The organism is Streptomyces sp. SAS_281, assembly GCF_052542855.1.
Window position 1 is genome coordinate 18,308 of sequence record NZ_JBMNDO010000086.1, and the last position, 17,079, is coordinate 35,386.

The following is a 17,079-nucleotide window of genomic DNA, read 5'->3' on the forward strand; positions in this document are numbered from 1 at the left end:
TTCTCGCGGAGCACAGCACGCTAGCGCGGTCCGTGTAGTGACGGCGTAAACACCGCGGGGTCCGGGGGGAGCGGACCGCTCCCCCCGGCTCCTCCCGTCAGCCCATCTCCCCCTCCCCCGGGTCGCCCCCTCCGTCCCCGGCGCCGCCCTTCAGCCGGTCCGCGCGGGTGATCGCGTCGGCCAGCTTCGTCACGGATACGTCCTCGGTCGTCGTGGCCAGCTTCTCGGCCCGGTCGGCGAGTTCGCCGAGGTCCGGGGCGCCGGGCAGGCTGGTGCCGCGCAGGTTCTCCGCGAAGTAGGCGGCCACCGCCGTCACCTGGAGGCGGGTGCTCCGGCCGTCCCAGAGCTTGCCGGTGATCGCCCCGGTCGCCACGGAACCGGTCTTCTCGTGCGGCTCGCGGGTCTTCGGGTCGAGCCAGCGCACGGTCGCGGTGGCGACATGGCCGGAGGCGCCGTCGCGCAGCCGCACGGCGTACAGGGCGGTGACGGTGTGGCCGGGGCCGACCTCTCCGCCGTCCACGGTGTCGTCACGGAAGTCCTCGTCGGCGACCTTGCGGTCCTCGTAGCCGATCAGCCTGAACTTCTCGACGTTCCCACGGTCGAAGGCGACCTGCGCCTTGGCGTCCCGGGCGGTCAGTTCGAGGTGGGCCGGGAGCTGGTCCACGAAGACCTTGCGGGCCTGCTCCTCGTCGGCGATGTACGTGGTGTGGCCGTCGCCCTTGTTGGTCAGCTGCTCCATGAACGCGTCGCCGTAGTCGCTGCCGACGCCCACCCCGAACAGGGTGATGCCGTACTCGCGGCGGGCCGAGTCGATCCGTTCGAGGATGTCGTCCGCCTTGGTGTCGCCGGTGTTGGCCAGCGCGTCGGAGAGCAGGACGACACGGTTGTTGACGCCCTTGCGGCGGCCCTCCACCGCTTCCTCGTACCCGCGCTCGATGCCCGCCCCGACGTTGGTGGAGGCGGCGGGTTCCAGCGAGTCGACCGCGTCGCGGATCTTGCTCCGGTGGCCGGCCAGCCGGGTCATGGGCAGGACGGTCTCCGCCTCGTCGCTGAAGGTCACCAGGCTGATCGAGTCGTCGTCGCGCAGCTCGTCCGTGAGGATGCCGAGCGAGGTCCTGACCAGGCCGAGGCGGTCCGGCGAGTTCATCGAGCCGGAGACGTCCACCACGAAGGTGAGGGCGGCCGGGGGTCGTTCGCCGGTGGTGGGGGCGGACTTGGTGGCCAGGCCGACCCGGACCAGCGACCAGCCGTCCTCCTCGCCGGCGGCCCTGGCTCCGTCGACGGAGACCGAGAAGCCGTTGCCCTCCGGGCGGTGGTAGCCCTGGCGGAAGCTGTTGACGAACTCCTCCGGCCGTACGGTCTCCGCGCCGGGCAGCCGGCCGTCGGCGAGGGTGCGGCGGGCATAGCCGTACGAGGCGGTGTCGACGTCCAGCGCGAAGGTGGAGAGGTAGTCGGGCGGGGCGGTCTCCTTGAGCCGGTCGGCGCCCCCGTCGTCGTTCTTCGCCCCGTCCGTCCCGCCGCCCGTGTACGCCGGCGCGGGCGCCCCCGCGCGCCGCTGGTCGGACGTCGCCTTGCCGTCCCCGCTGTCCGCCCCCGAGCAGCCGGTGAGCAGGACGCCCGCCGCGAGCAACAGCCCCACCCCGCCCCGGTACTTCCGTGTGCGGTGTTCCATCCCGTACCCCCTGTGTCGTCACGTCAGCACTGATGAATGTGACGTGCGAGCGAGCGGTCCGGACCGGACGAAAGCGTTGCGGAACGATCTCGATGCGGCAACGACGAGCGCGGAACCGGCGGAATGTCAAGGTCAGGACACGATGTCCTTACGGCTGAACCCCCGGAAGGCGAAAGCGAACAGGATCAGGGCATACGTCACCGATACGGCCGCGCCCTTCGCCATGCCGCCCCACTCGATGGCGGGCTGGAGCGCGTCCGCCCAGGCGAACTGCCAGTGGGCGGGCAGGAAGTCGCGCCAGGAGCCGAGCGCGGTCACGGCGTCGAGCACGTTGCCGACGATGGTCAGCCCGACCGCCCCGCCCACCGCGCCGAGCGGGGCGTCCGTCCTGGTCGACAGCCAGAACGCGAGCCCCGCGGTCACCAGTTGGGACACGAAGACGAACGCGACGACCACCGCGAGGCGCGGCACCGCGTCCCCCGCTGGCAGCGCTCCCCCGGTCGGCAGCTGGAGCGGCCCCCAGCCGTACGCCGCCGCCCCCGCCGCGAGCGCGACGAGCGGCAGCAGCACCATCGCGGCGAGGCTGAAGCCCAGCGCGACGGCGAGCTTGCTCCACAGCAGCCTGGCCCGGGGCACGGGCGCGGCCAGCAGGTAGCGCAGCGAGGACCAGCTCGCCTCGGAGGCCACGGTGTCGCCGCAGAACAGCGCCACCGGGACGACGAGCAGGAAGCCCGCCGAGACGAACAGGCAGGTCGCGGCGAAGTTCGCGGCGGACGCGGTCGCCGTGTCCATCAGCGTGATCCGGTCGCCGCCGCCGGGCCCGCCGTCCGGGGTGCCGCCGATCGCGAACGCGATGATCAGGACGAACGGCAGCGCGGCCAGCACCCCGCCCATGAGCAGGGTCCGGCGCCGGCGCAGCTGCCGGACCGCCTCGACGCGCAGCGGGAGGGTGTGGCGGGCCCGGTAGCCGGGCGCCTCGGGGGCCTCGGCGAGGCCGGCTGCGGTGCTCATGCGGAGCCTCCGGAGATCAGGGTGAGGAAGGCGTCCTCCAGGCGGCGGTGCGGGCCGACGCCCGTCAACGGCACGTCGAGGCGGACCAGTTCGGCGATCAGCTCCGGCGAGGTCGCCCCGTCGAGGCCGACCAGCAGCCCGTGCCCGTCGTCGGTGCGGACGGCGGAGCCGATGCCCGGGAGGGCGGCGACCTTCTCCACGAGGGGTTCGGTGAGCGGGTCGGCGGCGGTGACCAGGAGCATGTCGCCGGAGCCGGTGATCTCGGCGACGGGGCCCGCCTGGACGAGTCTGCCCCGGTCCATGACGACCAGATGCGTGCAGGACTGCTCGACCTCGGACAGGAGGTGGCTGGAGACGATCACGGTGCGGCCGCCGGCCGCGTACCGGATCATCACGTCCCGCATCTCGCGGATCTGCGGCGGGTCCAGCCCGTTGGTCGGCTCGTCCAGGATGAGCAGGTCCGGCATGCCGAGCATGGCCTGGGCGATGGCGAGCCGCTGCCGCATGCCCTGCGAGTACGTGCGCACGGCGCGGGCCAGGGCGTCACCGAGCCCGGCGATCTCCAGGGCCTCGTCGATACGCGCGTCCTCGTCGGGGCGTCCCGTGGCCTTCCAGTACAGCTCCAGGTTGGCGCGCCCGGACAGGTGCGGCAGGAAGCCCGCGCCCTCCACGAAGCAGCCGACCCGGGACAGCACGGGCGCGCCGGGGCGGATGGCCCGCCCGAAGACGCGGATCTCGCCGTCGTCGGGGGTGATGAGCCCCATGAGCATGCGCAGGGTGGTGGTCTTCCCGGCGCCGTTGGGGCCCAGCAGCCCGAGCACCTGCCCCTTCTCTACACGGAAGGAGAGGTCGCGCACGGCGTACCTGTCCGCCGACTTGGCGTACTTCTTGGACAGGCCCGTGATCTGGAGCGGTACGTCGGCGAGCGCGGGGTCGGGTGCGGGCGTCGCGGTACGCCGCCGGGCGGTGAGCAGCAGGACCGCGGCGATCACCAGAGCGGCGGCCGGCAGCCCCCAGGTCCACCAGGGCAGCGCGGCCGAGGCGGTTTCCAGACCGGGCGCGGTGGGAAGCGTGAGGGGCCCGTCGAGGGTGACGGTGTACGTGGCCGGCTCGGCCGGGGACGCGTAGCCGAGGTCGGTCGCGGCGAGGACGAGGCGGAGGCGGTGGCCCGCGTCGAGTTCGTGGTCGACGGCGGGCAGGGTCAGCTCGACCGGCTTGCCCTGCCGCGCGGGTGTGATCCGGTACGGGGCGACGAGCTGGGCGGGCAGCACCTGCCGCTTCCCGTCCGGCGACACGTCGTACACCTTGCCGAACAGGACCGCGTCACCGTGGTCGGCCTTCACGGTCACCCGGACCGTGGGGGCGCCGGTGATGCGGCGGGCGGCGGGCAGCGGGGCGGAGTCGAAGCGGGCGTACTGGCCGGGGAAGTCGAGGGCGAGGCCGCCGACGCCGAGGGCGGAGAGCCGGGCGAGCGAGCCGCCGACGCCGGGCACGGCGGAGATCGACGGCGGGTTGGCCCCCGCGGGGTTGCCGATCTTCTGGGTGCGCCCGTGCAGTCGGACGGCCTCGGGGCCGCTGTGCAGGCCCGGGTACGTGTCGCCGCTCGCGCCGCGGGTGAGGGCGGCGCCGTCCGTGGAGTCGATACCGCCGGTCCGGGTGACGCGGAAGGCGGGGCCGGTGCCGGCGCCCTCTTCCCCCTTCAGGTAGCGGTCGAACCAGCCGGTGATCCGCTTCTGTACCCGGCCGGTCTCCATGTCGCCCCCGTCGTGCCCGCCGGCCGCCCAGTCGACGGAGACGGGAGCGCCGTTGGCGGCGATGGCCTTCGCCATGGCGTCGGCCTGGCCGAGCGGGAACAGGGAGTCGGTCTGGCCCTGCACGATGAGCGCGGGGGCCTTGATGCGGCCGGCGACGGCGCTCGGGGAACGCTCGGTGAGCAGGGCGCGCGCGGCGGCGTCCGGCTTCCCGCTGACGGCGACCCGTTCGTACAGGTCGCACAGCTCCTTCTCGAAGTTGCCGCAGCCGCCGCCGGAGTTGACGAAGATCCCGGCCCAGAGCTTCTTGAACACCCCGTCGGGGAAGAGCGCGTCGGCGAGGTTCCAGTAGGTGATCTGCGGGGCGATCGCGTCGACCCGGTGGTCGTACCCGGCGGCGAGCAGCGAGACGGCCCCGCCGTAGGACGCCCCGGTGACGCCCACGCGGGGGTCGCCCTCGGCGTCGAGCCGTACCTCGGGGCGGCCGGCGAGCCAGTCGATCAGCCGGGACACGTCCTCGACCTCGCGGTCGGGCGCGTTCAGCCCGATCTCGCCGCCCGACCTGCCGAATCCGCGCGCGGACCAGGTGAGGACGGCGTACCCGTCGCGGGCCAGCTGCTCGGCCTGCGCCCGGGTCTCCGCCTTGCTGCCGCCGAATCCGTGGCCGATGAGCACGGCGGGCCGGCGCCCACCGCCCCCCGCCGTGAAGTACGACGTGTCCAGGGACACCCCGTCGACGCGCATCATCCGGTCCTGGCGGTGCACGGCCGGCCCGCTGTCGTCGGCCACCGCCGTCCAGGTGCCCGCACCGGCGAGCACGAGGAGCGCGGCGCCGGCCGCCGCCCACCGGCCTCGGGTGCGGGGCAGCAGCCGCCGCCACCGGGACGTACGCGCTTCGGGGGAGTCCATGCGCCGAGCCTATGCGTCCCGCCGCCCGGTCCCGCCTGCCCCCGGGCGGAACTCCCGGGCATCCTCAAGACGTACGGGTGCGGCCCGCGTACTCCGGACGCGGTATGCCCGGACGCCGGTCGCGTCGCGCGACCCGCACGCTCCGGTGGACATCGCGCGGGAGATCGCAGAGCTGACGGGGTGGGCTCAGGCGGCTTCCCGAGCCGTGGGCAGCGGGGTGCTCCGCGGCAGCGGATACGGCGACTCGGCGGGCAGCAGCGCGGTCGCGGCCTCCGTCTCGCCCGCCCGGACCAGCGTGTGGATCTCCCGGGCCAGCGGCGTGACATCGCGGATCGCGACCGTCCACTCGTCCGCGTACCGCCGGGACGCCTCCCCGGCCAGGCCGAGCTGGAGCGAGCGGTACGGGAGCCGGTTCAGGTGCAGGTCGCGCTCGGGGTCCCACTGGATGCGGGCGGGGGCCCGGCGCAGGTCGCGCCGCCAGGTGGCGCGGTCCGGGTGCACGCCGCGTTCGTAGTGGGAGAGTTCGGCGTGGCCGAGCGCCCAGTCGAAGCCCTCGCGGGTGATCTCGACGGCGAGAACGGTCTCCTGGCCCTCCTTCGTCCCCCAGCCGCAGCGGTACATCATCCACAGGAAGCTCGGTTTGATCCACGTCATGCGGTCGCGCTTCCAGGCGGCCGGGAAACGCCCGTCGCGGGCGGCGGGCAGCCCGAGCGACGGCCTGTACGCCTGGTAGACGGTCACGGTTCCGGCGGTGTGGAGGGCGCGGATCTCGTGCTGGGGCGGGATGGCTGCGGTCACGCGGCCATCCCAGCACCGGGGCGTGGAAAGGGCGAACGAGTTTCCGGCCCGGCGCTACCGGGCGGCGTGCATCACGCGGACGCCGGACCACACGGTGACGTGGTCCCCGGTCGACGCCTTCGCTCCGGAGGTGGAGTTCCCGTAGTAGTTCCACCGCCAGGTGCCGGACTCGGCGGCCTTCACGGTGGTCCTGAGCGCCCCCGTCGAGCCGGACGTCACCTTCTTGACCGTCGTGTAGGAGGACGCGCCGTCCGCCTTGAACTGCAGGCTGACCGTGCGGCCCGCGTACCCCTGGTACGTGTGCGTGTCCCAGTTCGCCCGGGTTACCTTGCCGGTCACGGTGATGGTCCTGCCCGTGATGACGGGCTCGGGCGCGGCGTTGACGGTGACGCGGGTGGCGCGCTGGACCTGGACCGGGATGTTCAGGCCGTCCTTGTCGTAGTCGTCACCGACGTACCAGATCTCGGCGGCGGTCTTCCAGGTACCCGCGTCCTCGTTGCCGAAGTCGATGTGGCGCGGGTCGATCTCCAGCCATTCCTCGAAGTCGCAGATCCCCTTCGCCACGGGACGGCAGTCACTGGTGGTGATGGTGCTCCACAGGCTGTCCCCGCCCTCCAGACTTCCCCGGTACGGATACACGGTCGGCCCGAACTCGAACCTGCGCGTGGTGGTCATCCGGAAGGTCCCGTGTGCCACGACCACCTCCTGCACACCGACCACGATCGGCTTACCGCCGTTGAGCGATACCCGGGAAAAGGAGGCTCCCCCTTCCGCCGCTCCCGCCGGTGCCGCCGCCATCGCGGTGAACACGGCCGCCGCTCCCCCGGCCACCACCGCGTTCCGGATCGTCTTCTTCGCCATGAGCGTTCGTCCCCTCCCCTTGAAAACCGGACCGTCTGTGGGACCGCACGGGGCCGTTCGCGGTTGTACGCCGCACGGCAACGATCAGGTCACGCGCCCGGAGCCGTACAACCGCATGACGAACGCCATGACATTCGTCATGCGGAGGTCAGTACACGCGGCTCTGCCGGGGAAGGGGGCCGCTTCGGCAGTCTGTACGTGTCGAGAGCGGGAGCCACGAAGGCGCCGCCGCAACGGGAGGAACCGACATGAGCAGCCCGGCCGCCACACTCACCGCCCCCGCCGTCGACGCCCCGGCCGGCGCCACTCCGCTCGCACCCCGCAAGGCCCTCGTGGACAGCCTGAAGCCGCTGCTGGTGGACGTCGCGCTGCCGCTCGCCGCGTACTACGCGCTGACGGCGGTGGGGTTCTCCACCTTCGCCGCGCTGGCCTGGAGCAGCGTGGTTCCGGCGGTCCGGACCGTGTGGGGCGCGGTGCGCGAGCGCCGGCTCAACGGCCTCGCGGCGCTGATGGTGTCGGTCAACGTGGTCTCGCTGCTGCTGGGGCTGGTGGCCGGTGACCCGCGGCTGATGCTCCTCAAGGACAGCGGGGTGAGCAGCATCGTCGGCCTGGCGTTCCTGGTGACGGCGGTGCGGGGCCGGCCGATGCTGTCGGCGGGCCTGCGGCCGTGGCTGACCCGGGGCGAGGCCGGCAAGACGGCCGCATGGGAACGGCTCTCCGCCGGTTCGCCTGCCTTCCGCAGGGCCGAGACCCGGTTCTCGGCGGTGTGGGGCGGCGCGCTGCTCGCCGAGTGCGCGGTGCGGGCCGTGGGCGCGTACACGGTGCCGGTCGAGACGATGGTGTGGGCCGGGACGGTGCTCATGATCGCCTCGATGGTGCTGGCCTTCCTCGTCTCGGGCCGCTTCGGGGTCGTCCCCATGGAGCGCATGATCGCGGCCGAGGCCGCCGCCTCCTCGGACCGCTGACCACCCATCAGGACTCCGCAGGGCCACTCCGGGGGAGTGGCCCTGCGGTCGTGCGCGCGTCGAAAATCCGGTTGACCTCGGCGTCTACCGTTCTCGTATGACTACTTCGCTGAGGCTGGCCGAGGTCACCGCCGACCATGTCGACGACGCGATCGGCCTGCGCGTCCGGCCCGACCAGGAGCACCTGGTGGCGCCGGTCGTGAAGTCCCTCGCCGAGGCGTACGCGCATGGGGAGAGAGCCTGGCCCCGGCTCGTGTTCGACGGGGACCGGCTCGTCGGCTTCCTCATGGCGTTCCTGGACATGGACTTCGCGGGCGACGGCACCGGGCGGGACATCCGCTCCGGGCTGTGGCGCCTCAACATCGCGGCGGGCGAACAGGGGCGCGGCTACGGGCGGTTCGCGGTCGGGTGCGTGGGCGACGAGATCCGCCGGCGCGGCGGCACGCGGATGTACGTCACCTGGCACCCGGGCGACGACGGCCCCGAGGGCTTCTACCTCGGGCTCGGCTTCCGGCCCACGGGCGAGACGAGCGGGGACCAGACGGTCGGGGTGCTGGAGCTGGGCTGAGTACGGGCCGGGGCTGGGGCTCCGGCCCGTGTCGCGGGGTCAGTGGTTCCTGGGGAAGCCCAGGTCCACGCCCGCCGGGGCGTCGGCCGGGTCGGGCCAGCGGGTCGTGGTGACCTTGCCGCGGGTGTAGAAGTGGACGCCGTCGTTGCCGTAGACGTGGTGGTCGCCGAAGAGGGAGTCCTTCCAGCCGCCGAAGGAGTGGTAGCCGACCGGCACCGGGATCGGCACGTTGACGCCGACCATGCCCGCCTCGATCTCCAGCTGGAAGCGGCGGGCCGCACCGCCGTCGCGGGTGAAGATCGCGGTGCCGTTGCCGTACGGCGAGGCGTTCATGAGGGCGACGCCCTCCTCGTACGTCTCCACGCGCAGCACGCACAGGACCGGGCCGAAGATCTCGTCCCGGTAGGCGTCGGAGTCGGTGGAGACGTGGTCGAGGAGCGAGAGGCCGGTCCAGTGGCCGTCCTCGAAGCCGTCGACGGTGAATCCGGTGCCGTCGAGGACCACTTCGGCGCCCTGGGCCGCCGCGCCGGTGACGTAGGAGGCGACCTTGTCGCGGTGGGCGGCGGTGATGAGCGGGCCCATCTCGGACGAGGGGTCCGTGCCGGGGCCGATCTTGATCCGGGCGGCCCGCTCCTTGATGCGGGCGACCAGCTCGTCGCCGATCGCGCCCACGGCGACGACGGCGGAGATCGCCATGCAGCGCTCCCCCGCCGAGCCGTACGCGGCCGAGACGGCGGCGTCGGCGGCGGCGTCCAGGTCCGCGTCGGGCAGCACCAGCATGTGGTTCTTCGCGCCGCCGAGCGCCTGCACGCGCTTGCCGTTCGCCGAGGCGGTGGCGTGGATGTGGCGGGCGATGGGCGTCGAGCCGACGAAGGAGACGGCGGCCACGTCCGGGTGGTTCAGGAGGGCGTCGACGGCGACCCGGTCCCCGTGCAGCACGTTGAGCACGCCGTCCGGCAGCCCGGCCTCGGCGGCCAGCTCGGCGAGCAGGTTGGCGGCGGACGGGTCCTTCTCGCTGGGCTTGAGCACGAAGGTGTTGCCGCAGGCGATGGCGAGCGGGAACATCCACATCGGCACCATGGCCGGGAAGTTGAACGGCGTGATCCCCGCGACGACACCCAGCGGCTGACGGATCGAGGACACGTCGACCCGGTTCGAGACCTGCGTGGACAGCTCGCCCTTGAGCTGTGTCGTGATCCCGCAGGCCAGCTCGACGATCTCCAGGCCGCGCGCCACCTCGCCCAGCGCGTCGGAGTGCACCTTGCCGTGTTCGGCGGTGATCAGCGCGGCGATCTCGTCCCGGTGGGCGTCCAGCAGCGCGCGGTAGCGGAAGAGGACCGCCGTGCGGGCGGACAGCGAGGAGTCGCGCCAGGTCCGGTACGCGTCCTTCGCGGCGGCCACCGCCGTGTCCGCCTCGTCGGGCGAGGCGAACGCGACCCGGGTGGTGACGGCGCCGGTGGCGGGGTCGGTGACCTCGCCGTAGTTGCCCGAGGTGCCTTCGACGGTCTTGCCACCGATCCAGTGGTTCACGGTCTTCATGCTGTGGCTCCTTCAGAGGTGACGGCGTCGGCCGGCGCTGTGTCGTTCGTACTCTTTCCGTGCTTCGACCGCCGCGGGGCGGGTGGCCGTCCCGGCCACGGGGACATCCCACCACGCCTGCGCCTCCGGGGGCCCCTGTCCGGCGCCGGGCGTTTCCGTCTCCACGTGTACGCAGACGGGCCGGTCGGCGGCGCGGGCCTCGGCCAGGGCCGCCCGCAGCTCGGCGACCGTCCCGGCGCGCAGGACCCGCATGCCGAGCGAGGCCGCGTTGGCGGCGAGGTCCACGGGGAGCGGGGGGCCGGTGAAGCGGGTGTCGGCGGTGCGGTGGCGGTAGTCCGTGCCGAAGCGTTCGCCGCCGGTCGCCTCGGAGAGGCCGCCGATCGAGGCGTAGCCGTGGTTCTGGAGGACGACCAGCTTGACCGGCAGGTCCTCCTGGACGGCGGTGACGATCTCGGTGGGGTTCATGAGGTAGGTGCCGTCGCCGACGAGTGCCCAGACGGGCCGGTCGGGGGCCGCCATCCGCACGCCGATCGCGGCGGGGATCTCGTAGCCCATGCAGGAGAAGCCGTACTCCACGTGGTACTGGCGCGGGGAGCGGGTCCGCCAGAGCTTGTGCAGGTCGCCGGGGAGCGAACCGGCCGCGTTGATGAGGATGTCCTCATCGGTGACCAGCTCGTCCAGGAGGCCGAGGACCTGGGTCTGGGTGGGGCGGGCCGCCGGGTCGGGCGTGGCGTACGCGGCGTCGACGCGCCGCTCCCAGCGCGCCTTGGCCTCGGTGTACTCGGTGGCGTACGCGGGGTCCGTACGGTGTCCGGCCAGGGCCTCGGTGAGGGCGTCGAGGGCGGTGCGGGCGTCGGCGACGAGGGGGAGCGCGGCGAGCTTGTGGGCGTCGAAGCCGGTGAGGTTGACGTTGAGGAAGCGGACGCCGGGGTTCTGGAAGAGGGTCGCCGACGCGGTGGTGAAGTCGGTGTACCGGGTGCCGATGCCGATGACGAGGTCGGCGGTGCGGGCGAGGCCGTCCGCGGAGGCGGTCCCGGTGTGGCCGATGCCGCCGACGTCGGCGGGGTGGTCGTGGCGCAGGGAGCCCTTGCCGGCCTGGGTGGAGGCGACGGGGATGCCGGTGGCGGCGGCGAACGCGGCGAGGGCGTCCTCGGCGGCGCTGTGGTGCACCCCGCCGCCCGCGATGATCAGCGGGCGGCGGGCGGCGCGCACGGCCCGTGCGGCCCGGTCGAGTTCGTACGGGTCGGGGGCGGGGCGGCGGACGTGCCAGACGCGCTCCGCGAAGAACTCCGCCGGCCAGTCGTACGCCTCGGCCTGGACGTCCTGCGGCAGCGCGAGGGTGACCGCGCCGGTCTCCGCCGGGTCGGCGAGGACCCGCATCGCGTGCAGCGCGGCCGGGATCAGGGCCTCGGGGCGGGTGATCCGGTCGAAGTAGCGGGAGACGGGGCGCAGGCAGTCGTTGACGGAGACGTCGCCCGCGTACGCCACTTCCAGCTGCTGGAGCACGGGGTCGGCGGGGCGGGTCGCGAAGGTGTCGCCGGGCAGCAGCAGGACGGGGAGGTGGTTGACGGTGGCGAGGGCGGCGCCGGTGACGAGGTTGGTGGCGCCGGGGCCGATGGACGTGGTGACGGCCTGGGCGGACAGCCGGCCCGACTGGCGGGCGTAGCCGACGGCCGCGTGGACCATGGCCTGTTCGTTGCGGCCCTGGAGGTACGGCATCGCGGGACCGGTCTCCAGGAGCGCCTGGCCGACTCCGGCGACGTTGCCGTGGCCGAAGATGCCCCAGGTGGCGGCGATCAGCCGGTGGCGCTCGCCGTCGCGTTCGGCGTACTGGCGCGCGAGGAAGGCGACGAGTGCCTGGGCGGTGGTGAGGCGGCGGGTGGCCTCCCCGGCCGGTCCGGTGGTGCCGGGCGTCGCGGTCATGCGTGGTCCTCCGGTCCGTGGAGCGGCAGCCGGGGGTCGACCGGCTGGGACGGCCAGGTGTCGCGGACCCAGGTGTGGTCGGGGTGGTCGCGGATCAGCCACTCGCGCTTCTCGCCGGGGCCCGCCATGACGTTGAGGTAGTACAGGGTGCGTCCTGGCTGGGCGATGGACGGGCCGTGCCAGCCGTCCGGGATGAGGACCGCGTCGCCGCTGCGGACCTCGGCCAGCACGTCCGTACCGCCGGGGCGGGACGGGGAGACCCGGTGGTAGCCGAGGCCGCCGTCCTCGACCTCGAAGTAGTAGATCTCCTCCAGGACGGATTCCTCGCCCGGGTGGTCCTCGTCGTGTTTGTGCGGCGGGTAGGAGGACCAGTTGCCGCCGGGGGTGAGGACTTCCACGGCGATGAGCCGGTCGCAGTCGAAGGCGTCGGCGGCGGCGAAGTTGTTGACCTGGCGGGAGCAGCCGCCGGCGCCGCGCAGTTCCACGCGTACCTCCGGCGCGGGGCCGTAGCGAGCGGGGAGTCGTCGCTCGCACTTCGCTCCTGCCAGGGCGAAGCGGCCGCCTGCGCCGGAGGCGATCTGTGCGTGGGCGTCGCGCGGTACATAGGCGAAGTCGGAAACGCCGCTGAACACGCTCCTACGGCCCAGCAGTTCAAAGATCTCATCTGAGATGTGCACCGTACAGCTGCCGGTCAACGGCAGTACGATCCACTCGCTCTCCCCGGTGACAAGTGTGTGAACTCCTCCCGGCTCCAGCTCCAGCACGCGGAGCCCCGAGCGCTCCCAGCCGGCCTGGTCCGGGCCGATGTCCAGGGCGTAGGGGCCGTGCGCGGTGGAGCCCGCCGGGAGGTGGTGCGCCGGTTCGCCTCGCATGCTCATGCCCCTTCGCCGTGTACGGTGACCGCGCCCTCGGCGAGAGCGGCCTCGACCTCGTGCGGGAACGGCATGGCGGAGGAGCAGGCGAGCCGGGCGGCGACGATGGCGCCCGCGGCGTTGCCGTAGCGCATGGTGTCCGCGAGGTCCCAGCCGCCGAGCAGTCCGTGGCAGAGGGCGCCGCCGAACGCGTCGCCCGCGCCGAGGCCGTTGACCACCTGCACGGGGAGCGGCGGCACATCGGCGACGGTCCCGTCGCGGTGGACGGCGAGGACTCCGGCGGGGCCCCGCTTGACGACGGCCAGCTCGACGCCGGCGTCGATGAGGGCGCGGGCCGCCGCGTACGGTTCGCGCTCACCGGTGGCGACCTCGCACTCGTCCAGATTGCCGACGGCGACCGTCGCGTACGCCAGGGCCTCGCGGTAACGGGCGGACGCACTCGGCCCGGAGGTGTCCGGCGGCCAGAACATCGGGCGCCAGTCGAGGTCGAAGACGGTGGTGCCCGAGCGGTCGCGGGCACGGAGTGCGGTGAGTGTCGCCGTACGGCTCGGCTCGGCGCACAGGCCGGTGCCGGTCATCCAGAACACCCGGGCCGTCCGGACCGCTTCGAGGTCCAGCTCGGAGGCGCGGATCTCCAGGTCGGGGGCCTTGGGCTGCCGGTAGAAGTACAACGGGAAGTCGTCGGGCGGGAAGACCTCGCAGAAGGTGACCGGGGTCGGGTAGGCGGCGACGGGCGTCACCCACCGGTCGTCGACCCCGAACTCCCGCAGCTGCTCGCGCAGATAGCCGCCGAAGGGGTCGTCACCGGTCCGGGTCACCACGGCGGCGCGCCGGCCGAGGCGGGCGGCGGCGACGGCCACGTTGGACGGGGAGCCGCCGAGGAACTTCCCGAAGGTCTCGACCCGGGCCAGCGGCACACCCGTCCGCAGGGGGTAGAGGTCCACCCCGATCCGCCCCATGGTGATCACGTCGTACGGCTGCTCAGGCATGCGACATCCCTTCGACTGGGCGCCTGTACCTGGATCATCTCCGCTTGGATCACCGTCAATCATTTGTACGGACATACGGATGTACCCTCGACGCCCGTCTCCGCATGTGGTGAGGCTCGGGCATGACGTCCTCCCCGCCCTCCGCATCGCCCTGCATCCGCATCGGCTCCGCGCCCGGCTCCTGGGGGGTGTGGTTCCCCGACGATCCCCGGCAGGTGCCGTGGCGGCGCTTCCCGGACGAGGTATCCGCCGCGGGCCACGAGTGGATCGAGCTGGGTCCGTGCGGTTGCCTCCCGACCGATCCGGCCCGCCTCGCGGACGAGACCGGCAGCCGGGGGCTCTCCGTCTCGGCGGGCACCGTTTTCACCGGATTGCACCACGGGCCGGACGTCTGGGACCGGACCTGGGCGCATGTCGCCGGTATCGCGGCACTCACCCGGGCGATGGGCGCCGGCCACCTCGTGGTCATCTCCTCCTTCCGGCGCGACGAGAAGACGGGCGAGGTACGGGAGGACCGGGTCCTCACCGCCGAACAGTGGCGTCACCTCACCACGCGGACCGAGCAGCCGGCGCGCGAGGGAGACGTACGGCGGGGCGCATCGGCCACCTCCGCTCCTGCGGGAGGCCCTGACACGTCCGGGGCTCGCCCGGCGCCGGGCAGTGACGTGAGGCCAGTACGGGCTGTTGTCCTCGGTGAGACCGGGCCCCCGGGCCCGCCCCCCGCACTCACCGAGGAGCGATCGCCATGTCCCGCACCCCCTTGTCCCCGCAGTCCCCGCCCCGGTCCGCCGGTGCCTCGGCCCTGACCACCGGGCTCCTGGCCGCCCTCGCGCTGGCCGCCGCCGTGGCCGGGGCCCCGGGGGCCGCCGCCGACGCCGAGAACGTGCCGCCGGCCGGCTCCAGCCCCGTGTGCGCCTTCTACGACGGGGACGGGCCGACCGTCTTCGGCGACCGGGGCGACCGCGCCTTCCAGGTGCAGTGCATGCTGGCCAACCGGCGCTACCTGCCGTGGGACGCGGTGGACGGGACGTTCGGCCTGCGCACCCTGGACGCCGTCCGGCGCTTCCAGGCCGACCACCCGCCCCTGCTCAGCACCGGCCTGGTCGACGCGGGCACCTGGGCCGCGCTCTGGCGGGGCGACGTCCCGGTCGACGCCGGGGCGTGACGGCGGCGGGGCACCCGCCCGGTCCGGCCTCACGTCCGGGCCGGGCGTGCCCCTGGCGCGCGGGGGACGAGCGGGAGGCGTACATCCGGGAGGTGGAGACGGCCCTCCGCCGGTGCCCCGAACCCGTGATCCCCGACGACACGACAGCCGTACCCTACTCGCGCCATACCCCCTAGGGGTATAAAGTGGGGAACGTGGAGGCGCACTGCTGCGCACCCCTCCGCCCCGTGTGCCCGTCGAAGAGGAGAACACCATGACCGCCGAGACCCAGCTCCCCCAGGCGACCGGCTCCTGCTGCTCGCCCAGCGGTTCCTGCCACGACAGCGCGGGCGCCGATGCCGGGCAGTCCGGCGTGACCACCGTCTACCAGGTGACCGGCATGACCTGCGGCCACTGCGAGGGCGCCGTCTCCGAGGAGGTCTCCGCCATCGAGGGTGTCACCTCCGTGAAGGCCGTGGCGTCCACGGGGCAGGTGACGGTGGTCTCGCAGGGCCCCCTGGACGACGAGGCCGTACGCGCCGCCGTCGACGAGGCCGGTTACGAGCTCACCGGCCGCGCCTGACCGCCACCGGCAACCACCCACCCGCGTCACCCCGTCCCGACCGGGCCGCACCGACCGGCAGATACTGGTGGGGTACGGCCCGGTCGGCGTTCCAGGAGCTCGGACATGCACAGCGCATCGGACACCCACACCGCGACGGAGGCCGGCGCCCCGGCGGCGGAGCCCTCCCGGGCCGAGTTCATGATCGGCGGGATGACCTGCGCGTCGTGCGCGGCCCGCGTCGAGAAGAAGCTCAACCGGATGGACGGCGTCACGGCCACCGTGAACTACGCCACGGAGAAGGCCCGCGTCAGCTATGACGGCGCCGCCGTCTCCGTGACCGATCTCGTCGCCACGGTGGAGAGGACCGGCTACACGGCGAAGCCGGTGCCCGGCGCCGTACCGCAGGCCCCCGAGGCCGCCGCCACGGAAGCCCCGCAGGCCCCGGAGGCCCCGCAGGCCCCTGGGCCCGCACCCCGCGCACCCCATCCGGAAGCGGAAGAAGAACCGGAAGCCCCGCCCCACTCCGACACCGCCCTCACCGCCCTCACCGCCCTCCGGCAGCGGCTCGTCGTCTCCGCCGTGCTCGCCGCCCCCGTGGTCGCCCTGGCGATGGTCCCCGCCCTCCAGTTCGACTTCTGGCAGTGGCTCTCGCTCACCCTCGCCGCGCCCGTCGTGGTCTGGGGCGGGCTGCCCTTCCACCGGGCCACCTGGACCAACCTGAGGCACGGCGCGGCCACCATGGACACCCTCGTGTCCGTCGGGACCCTCGCCGCCTTCGGCTGGTCGCTGTGGGCGCTGTTCCTGGGGGACGCCGGGATGCCCGGCATGCGGCACGGCTTCGACCTGACGGCCTCCCGGGCCGACGCCTCGTCCACCCTCTACCTGGAGGTCGCGGCGGGCGTCGTCACCTTCATCCTGCTGGGCCGCTATCTGGAGGCGAAGTCCAAGCGGAGGGCCGGGTCCGCGCTGCGCGCCCTGATGCACCTCGGAGCCAAGGACGTGACGGTCCTGCGTGACGGCACCGAGGTCCGCGTGCCCGTCGGCCGACTCGTCGTGGGCGACCGCTTCCTGGTCCGGCCGGGCGAGAAGATCGCCACGGACGGCACCGTGGTCGAGGGCTCCTCGGCGGTGGACGCGTCCATGCTCACCGGCGAGTCCGTCCCCGTGGACGTGGGTGCGGGCGACGCGGTGACCGGTGCGACGCTCAACGCAGGCGGCCGTCTCGTGGTCGAGGCGACCCGCGTCGGCGCGGACACCCAGCTGGCCCGGATGGCGAAGCTGGTCGAGGACGCGCAGAACGGCAAGGCGGCGGCGCAGCGCCTCGCGGACCGGATCTCGGCGGTGTTCGTCCCGGTCGTCCTGCTCATCGCCCTCGCCACGCTCGTCGGATGGCTGCTGGCCACCGACGACGTGACGGCCGCGTTCACGGCGGCGGTGGCGGTCCTGATCATCGCCTGCCCGTGCGCCCTGGGCCTCGCCACACCGACCGCGCTGATGGTCGGCACAGGGCGC

At 73.5% G+C, this 17,079-nt stretch carries 14 protein-coding genes and 1 pseudogene; 6 read left to right on the forward strand and 9 right to left on the reverse strand.

The annotated features are described in order from the left end of the window. Positions 1-97 precede the first annotated feature (97 nt). The 5 genes from ACN6LM_RS27075 to ACN6LM_RS27095 form a co-directional block, all read right to left on the reverse strand. Positions 98-1,672, reverse strand: a complete 1,575-nt coding sequence (locus ACN6LM_RS27075) for a YfbK domain-containing protein (RefSeq protein ID WP_445068000.1) — start codon at positions 1,670-1,672, stop codon at positions 98-100. Positions 1,673-1,804: 132 nt separating this feature from the next. Further along, positions 1,805-2,683, reverse strand: a complete 879-nt coding sequence (locus ACN6LM_RS27080) for an ABC transporter permease (RefSeq protein ID WP_445068001.1) — start codon at positions 2,681-2,683, stop codon at positions 1,805-1,807. Next, entirely contained in the window at positions 2,680-5,343 is a 2,664-nt protein-coding gene (locus ACN6LM_RS27085) for an alpha/beta fold hydrolase (RefSeq protein ID WP_445068002.1), read from the reverse strand. The genes ACN6LM_RS27080 and ACN6LM_RS27085 overlap by 4 nt, the downstream gene beginning before the upstream one ends. A 186-nt stretch (positions 5,344-5,529) precedes the next feature. After that, on the reverse strand, positions 5,530-6,141 hold the full coding sequence (locus ACN6LM_RS27090) for a DUF4291 domain-containing protein (protein ID WP_445068003.1): 612 nt from the start codon (positions 6,139-6,141) through the stop codon (positions 5,530-5,532). Positions 6,142-6,195: 54 nt separating this feature from the next. Continuing rightward, the gene (locus tag ACN6LM_RS27095) at positions 6,196-7,002 is read right to left on the reverse strand and encodes a hypothetical protein (RefSeq protein ID WP_445068004.1); all 807 of its coding nucleotides are present in this window, start codon (positions 7,000-7,002) and stop codon (positions 6,196-6,198) included. A 248-nt stretch (positions 7,003-7,250) separates the two neighbouring features. On the opposite strand from ACN6LM_RS27095, the gene ACN6LM_RS27100 reads away from it, so the two are divergent. Continuing rightward, the gene (locus ACN6LM_RS27100; RefSeq protein ID WP_445068005.1) at positions 7,251-7,967 is read left to right on the forward strand and encodes a VC0807 family protein; all 717 of its coding nucleotides are present in this window, start codon (positions 7,251-7,253) and stop codon (positions 7,965-7,967) included. A 97-nt stretch (positions 7,968-8,064) separates the two neighbouring features. Next, complete coding sequence (locus tag ACN6LM_RS27105; protein ID WP_445068006.1) at positions 8,065-8,535, forward strand: GNAT family N-acetyltransferase; 471 nt, start codon at positions 8,065-8,067, stop codon at positions 8,533-8,535. A gap of 39 nt (positions 8,536-8,574) precedes the next feature. Here the strand turns inward: ACN6LM_RS27105 and ACN6LM_RS27110 are convergent, their stop codons facing one another. The 4 genes from ACN6LM_RS27110 to iolC are packed head-to-tail and all read right to left on the reverse strand — an operon-like array spanning position 8,575 to position 13,858. Beyond that, positions 8,575-10,074: a CoA-acylating methylmalonate-semialdehyde dehydrogenase gene (locus ACN6LM_RS27110; protein WP_445068007.1), complete on the reverse strand. Its 1,500-nt coding sequence runs from the start codon at positions 10,072-10,074 to the stop codon at positions 8,575-8,577. Between the two features lie 12 nt (positions 10,075-10,086). Further along, positions 10,087-11,997 (reverse strand): 3D-(3,5/4)-trihydroxycyclohexane-1,2-dione acylhydrolase (decyclizing), encoded by a 1,911-nt coding sequence (iolD, locus tag ACN6LM_RS27115; protein WP_445068008.1) that lies wholly within the window; start codon positions 11,995-11,997, stop codon positions 10,087-10,089. Continuing rightward, entirely contained in the window at positions 11,994-12,875 is an 882-nt protein-coding gene (gene iolB / locus ACN6LM_RS27120; protein ID WP_445068009.1) for a 5-deoxy-glucuronate isomerase, read from the reverse strand. The genes iolD and iolB overlap by 4 nt, the downstream gene beginning before the upstream one ends. Continuing rightward, positions 12,872-13,858 (reverse strand): 5-dehydro-2-deoxygluconokinase, encoded by a 987-nt coding sequence (gene iolC / locus ACN6LM_RS27125; protein WP_445068010.1) that lies wholly within the window; start codon positions 13,856-13,858, stop codon positions 12,872-12,874. Before iolC ends, iolB begins: the two co-directional genes overlap by 4 nt. 122 nt (positions 13,859-13,980) lie before the next feature. Here iolC and ACN6LM_RS27130 point away from each other — a divergent pair. The 4 genes and pseudogenes from ACN6LM_RS27130 to ACN6LM_RS27145 all read left to right on the forward strand — a co-directional run. After that, positions 13,981-14,454: pseudogene (locus ACN6LM_RS27130) on the forward strand (sugar phosphate isomerase/epimerase family protein); the annotation flags it as partial. Between the two features lie 149 nt (positions 14,455-14,603). Continuing rightward, positions 14,604-15,023 (forward strand): peptidoglycan-binding domain-containing protein, encoded by a 420-nt coding sequence (locus tag ACN6LM_RS27135; protein ID WP_445068011.1) that lies wholly within the window; start codon positions 14,604-14,606, stop codon positions 15,021-15,023. A gap of 253 nt (positions 15,024-15,276) precedes the next feature. Beyond that, complete coding sequence (locus ACN6LM_RS27140; protein WP_445068012.1) at positions 15,277-15,585, forward strand: heavy-metal-associated domain-containing protein; 309 nt, start codon at positions 15,277-15,279, stop codon at positions 15,583-15,585. A gap of 105 nt (positions 15,586-15,690) precedes the next feature. Then, positions 15,691-17,079, forward strand: a 1,389-nt coding sequence (locus tag ACN6LM_RS27145) for a heavy metal translocating P-type ATPase (RefSeq protein WP_445068013.1), incomplete at its 3' end; no start/stop codon positions are given.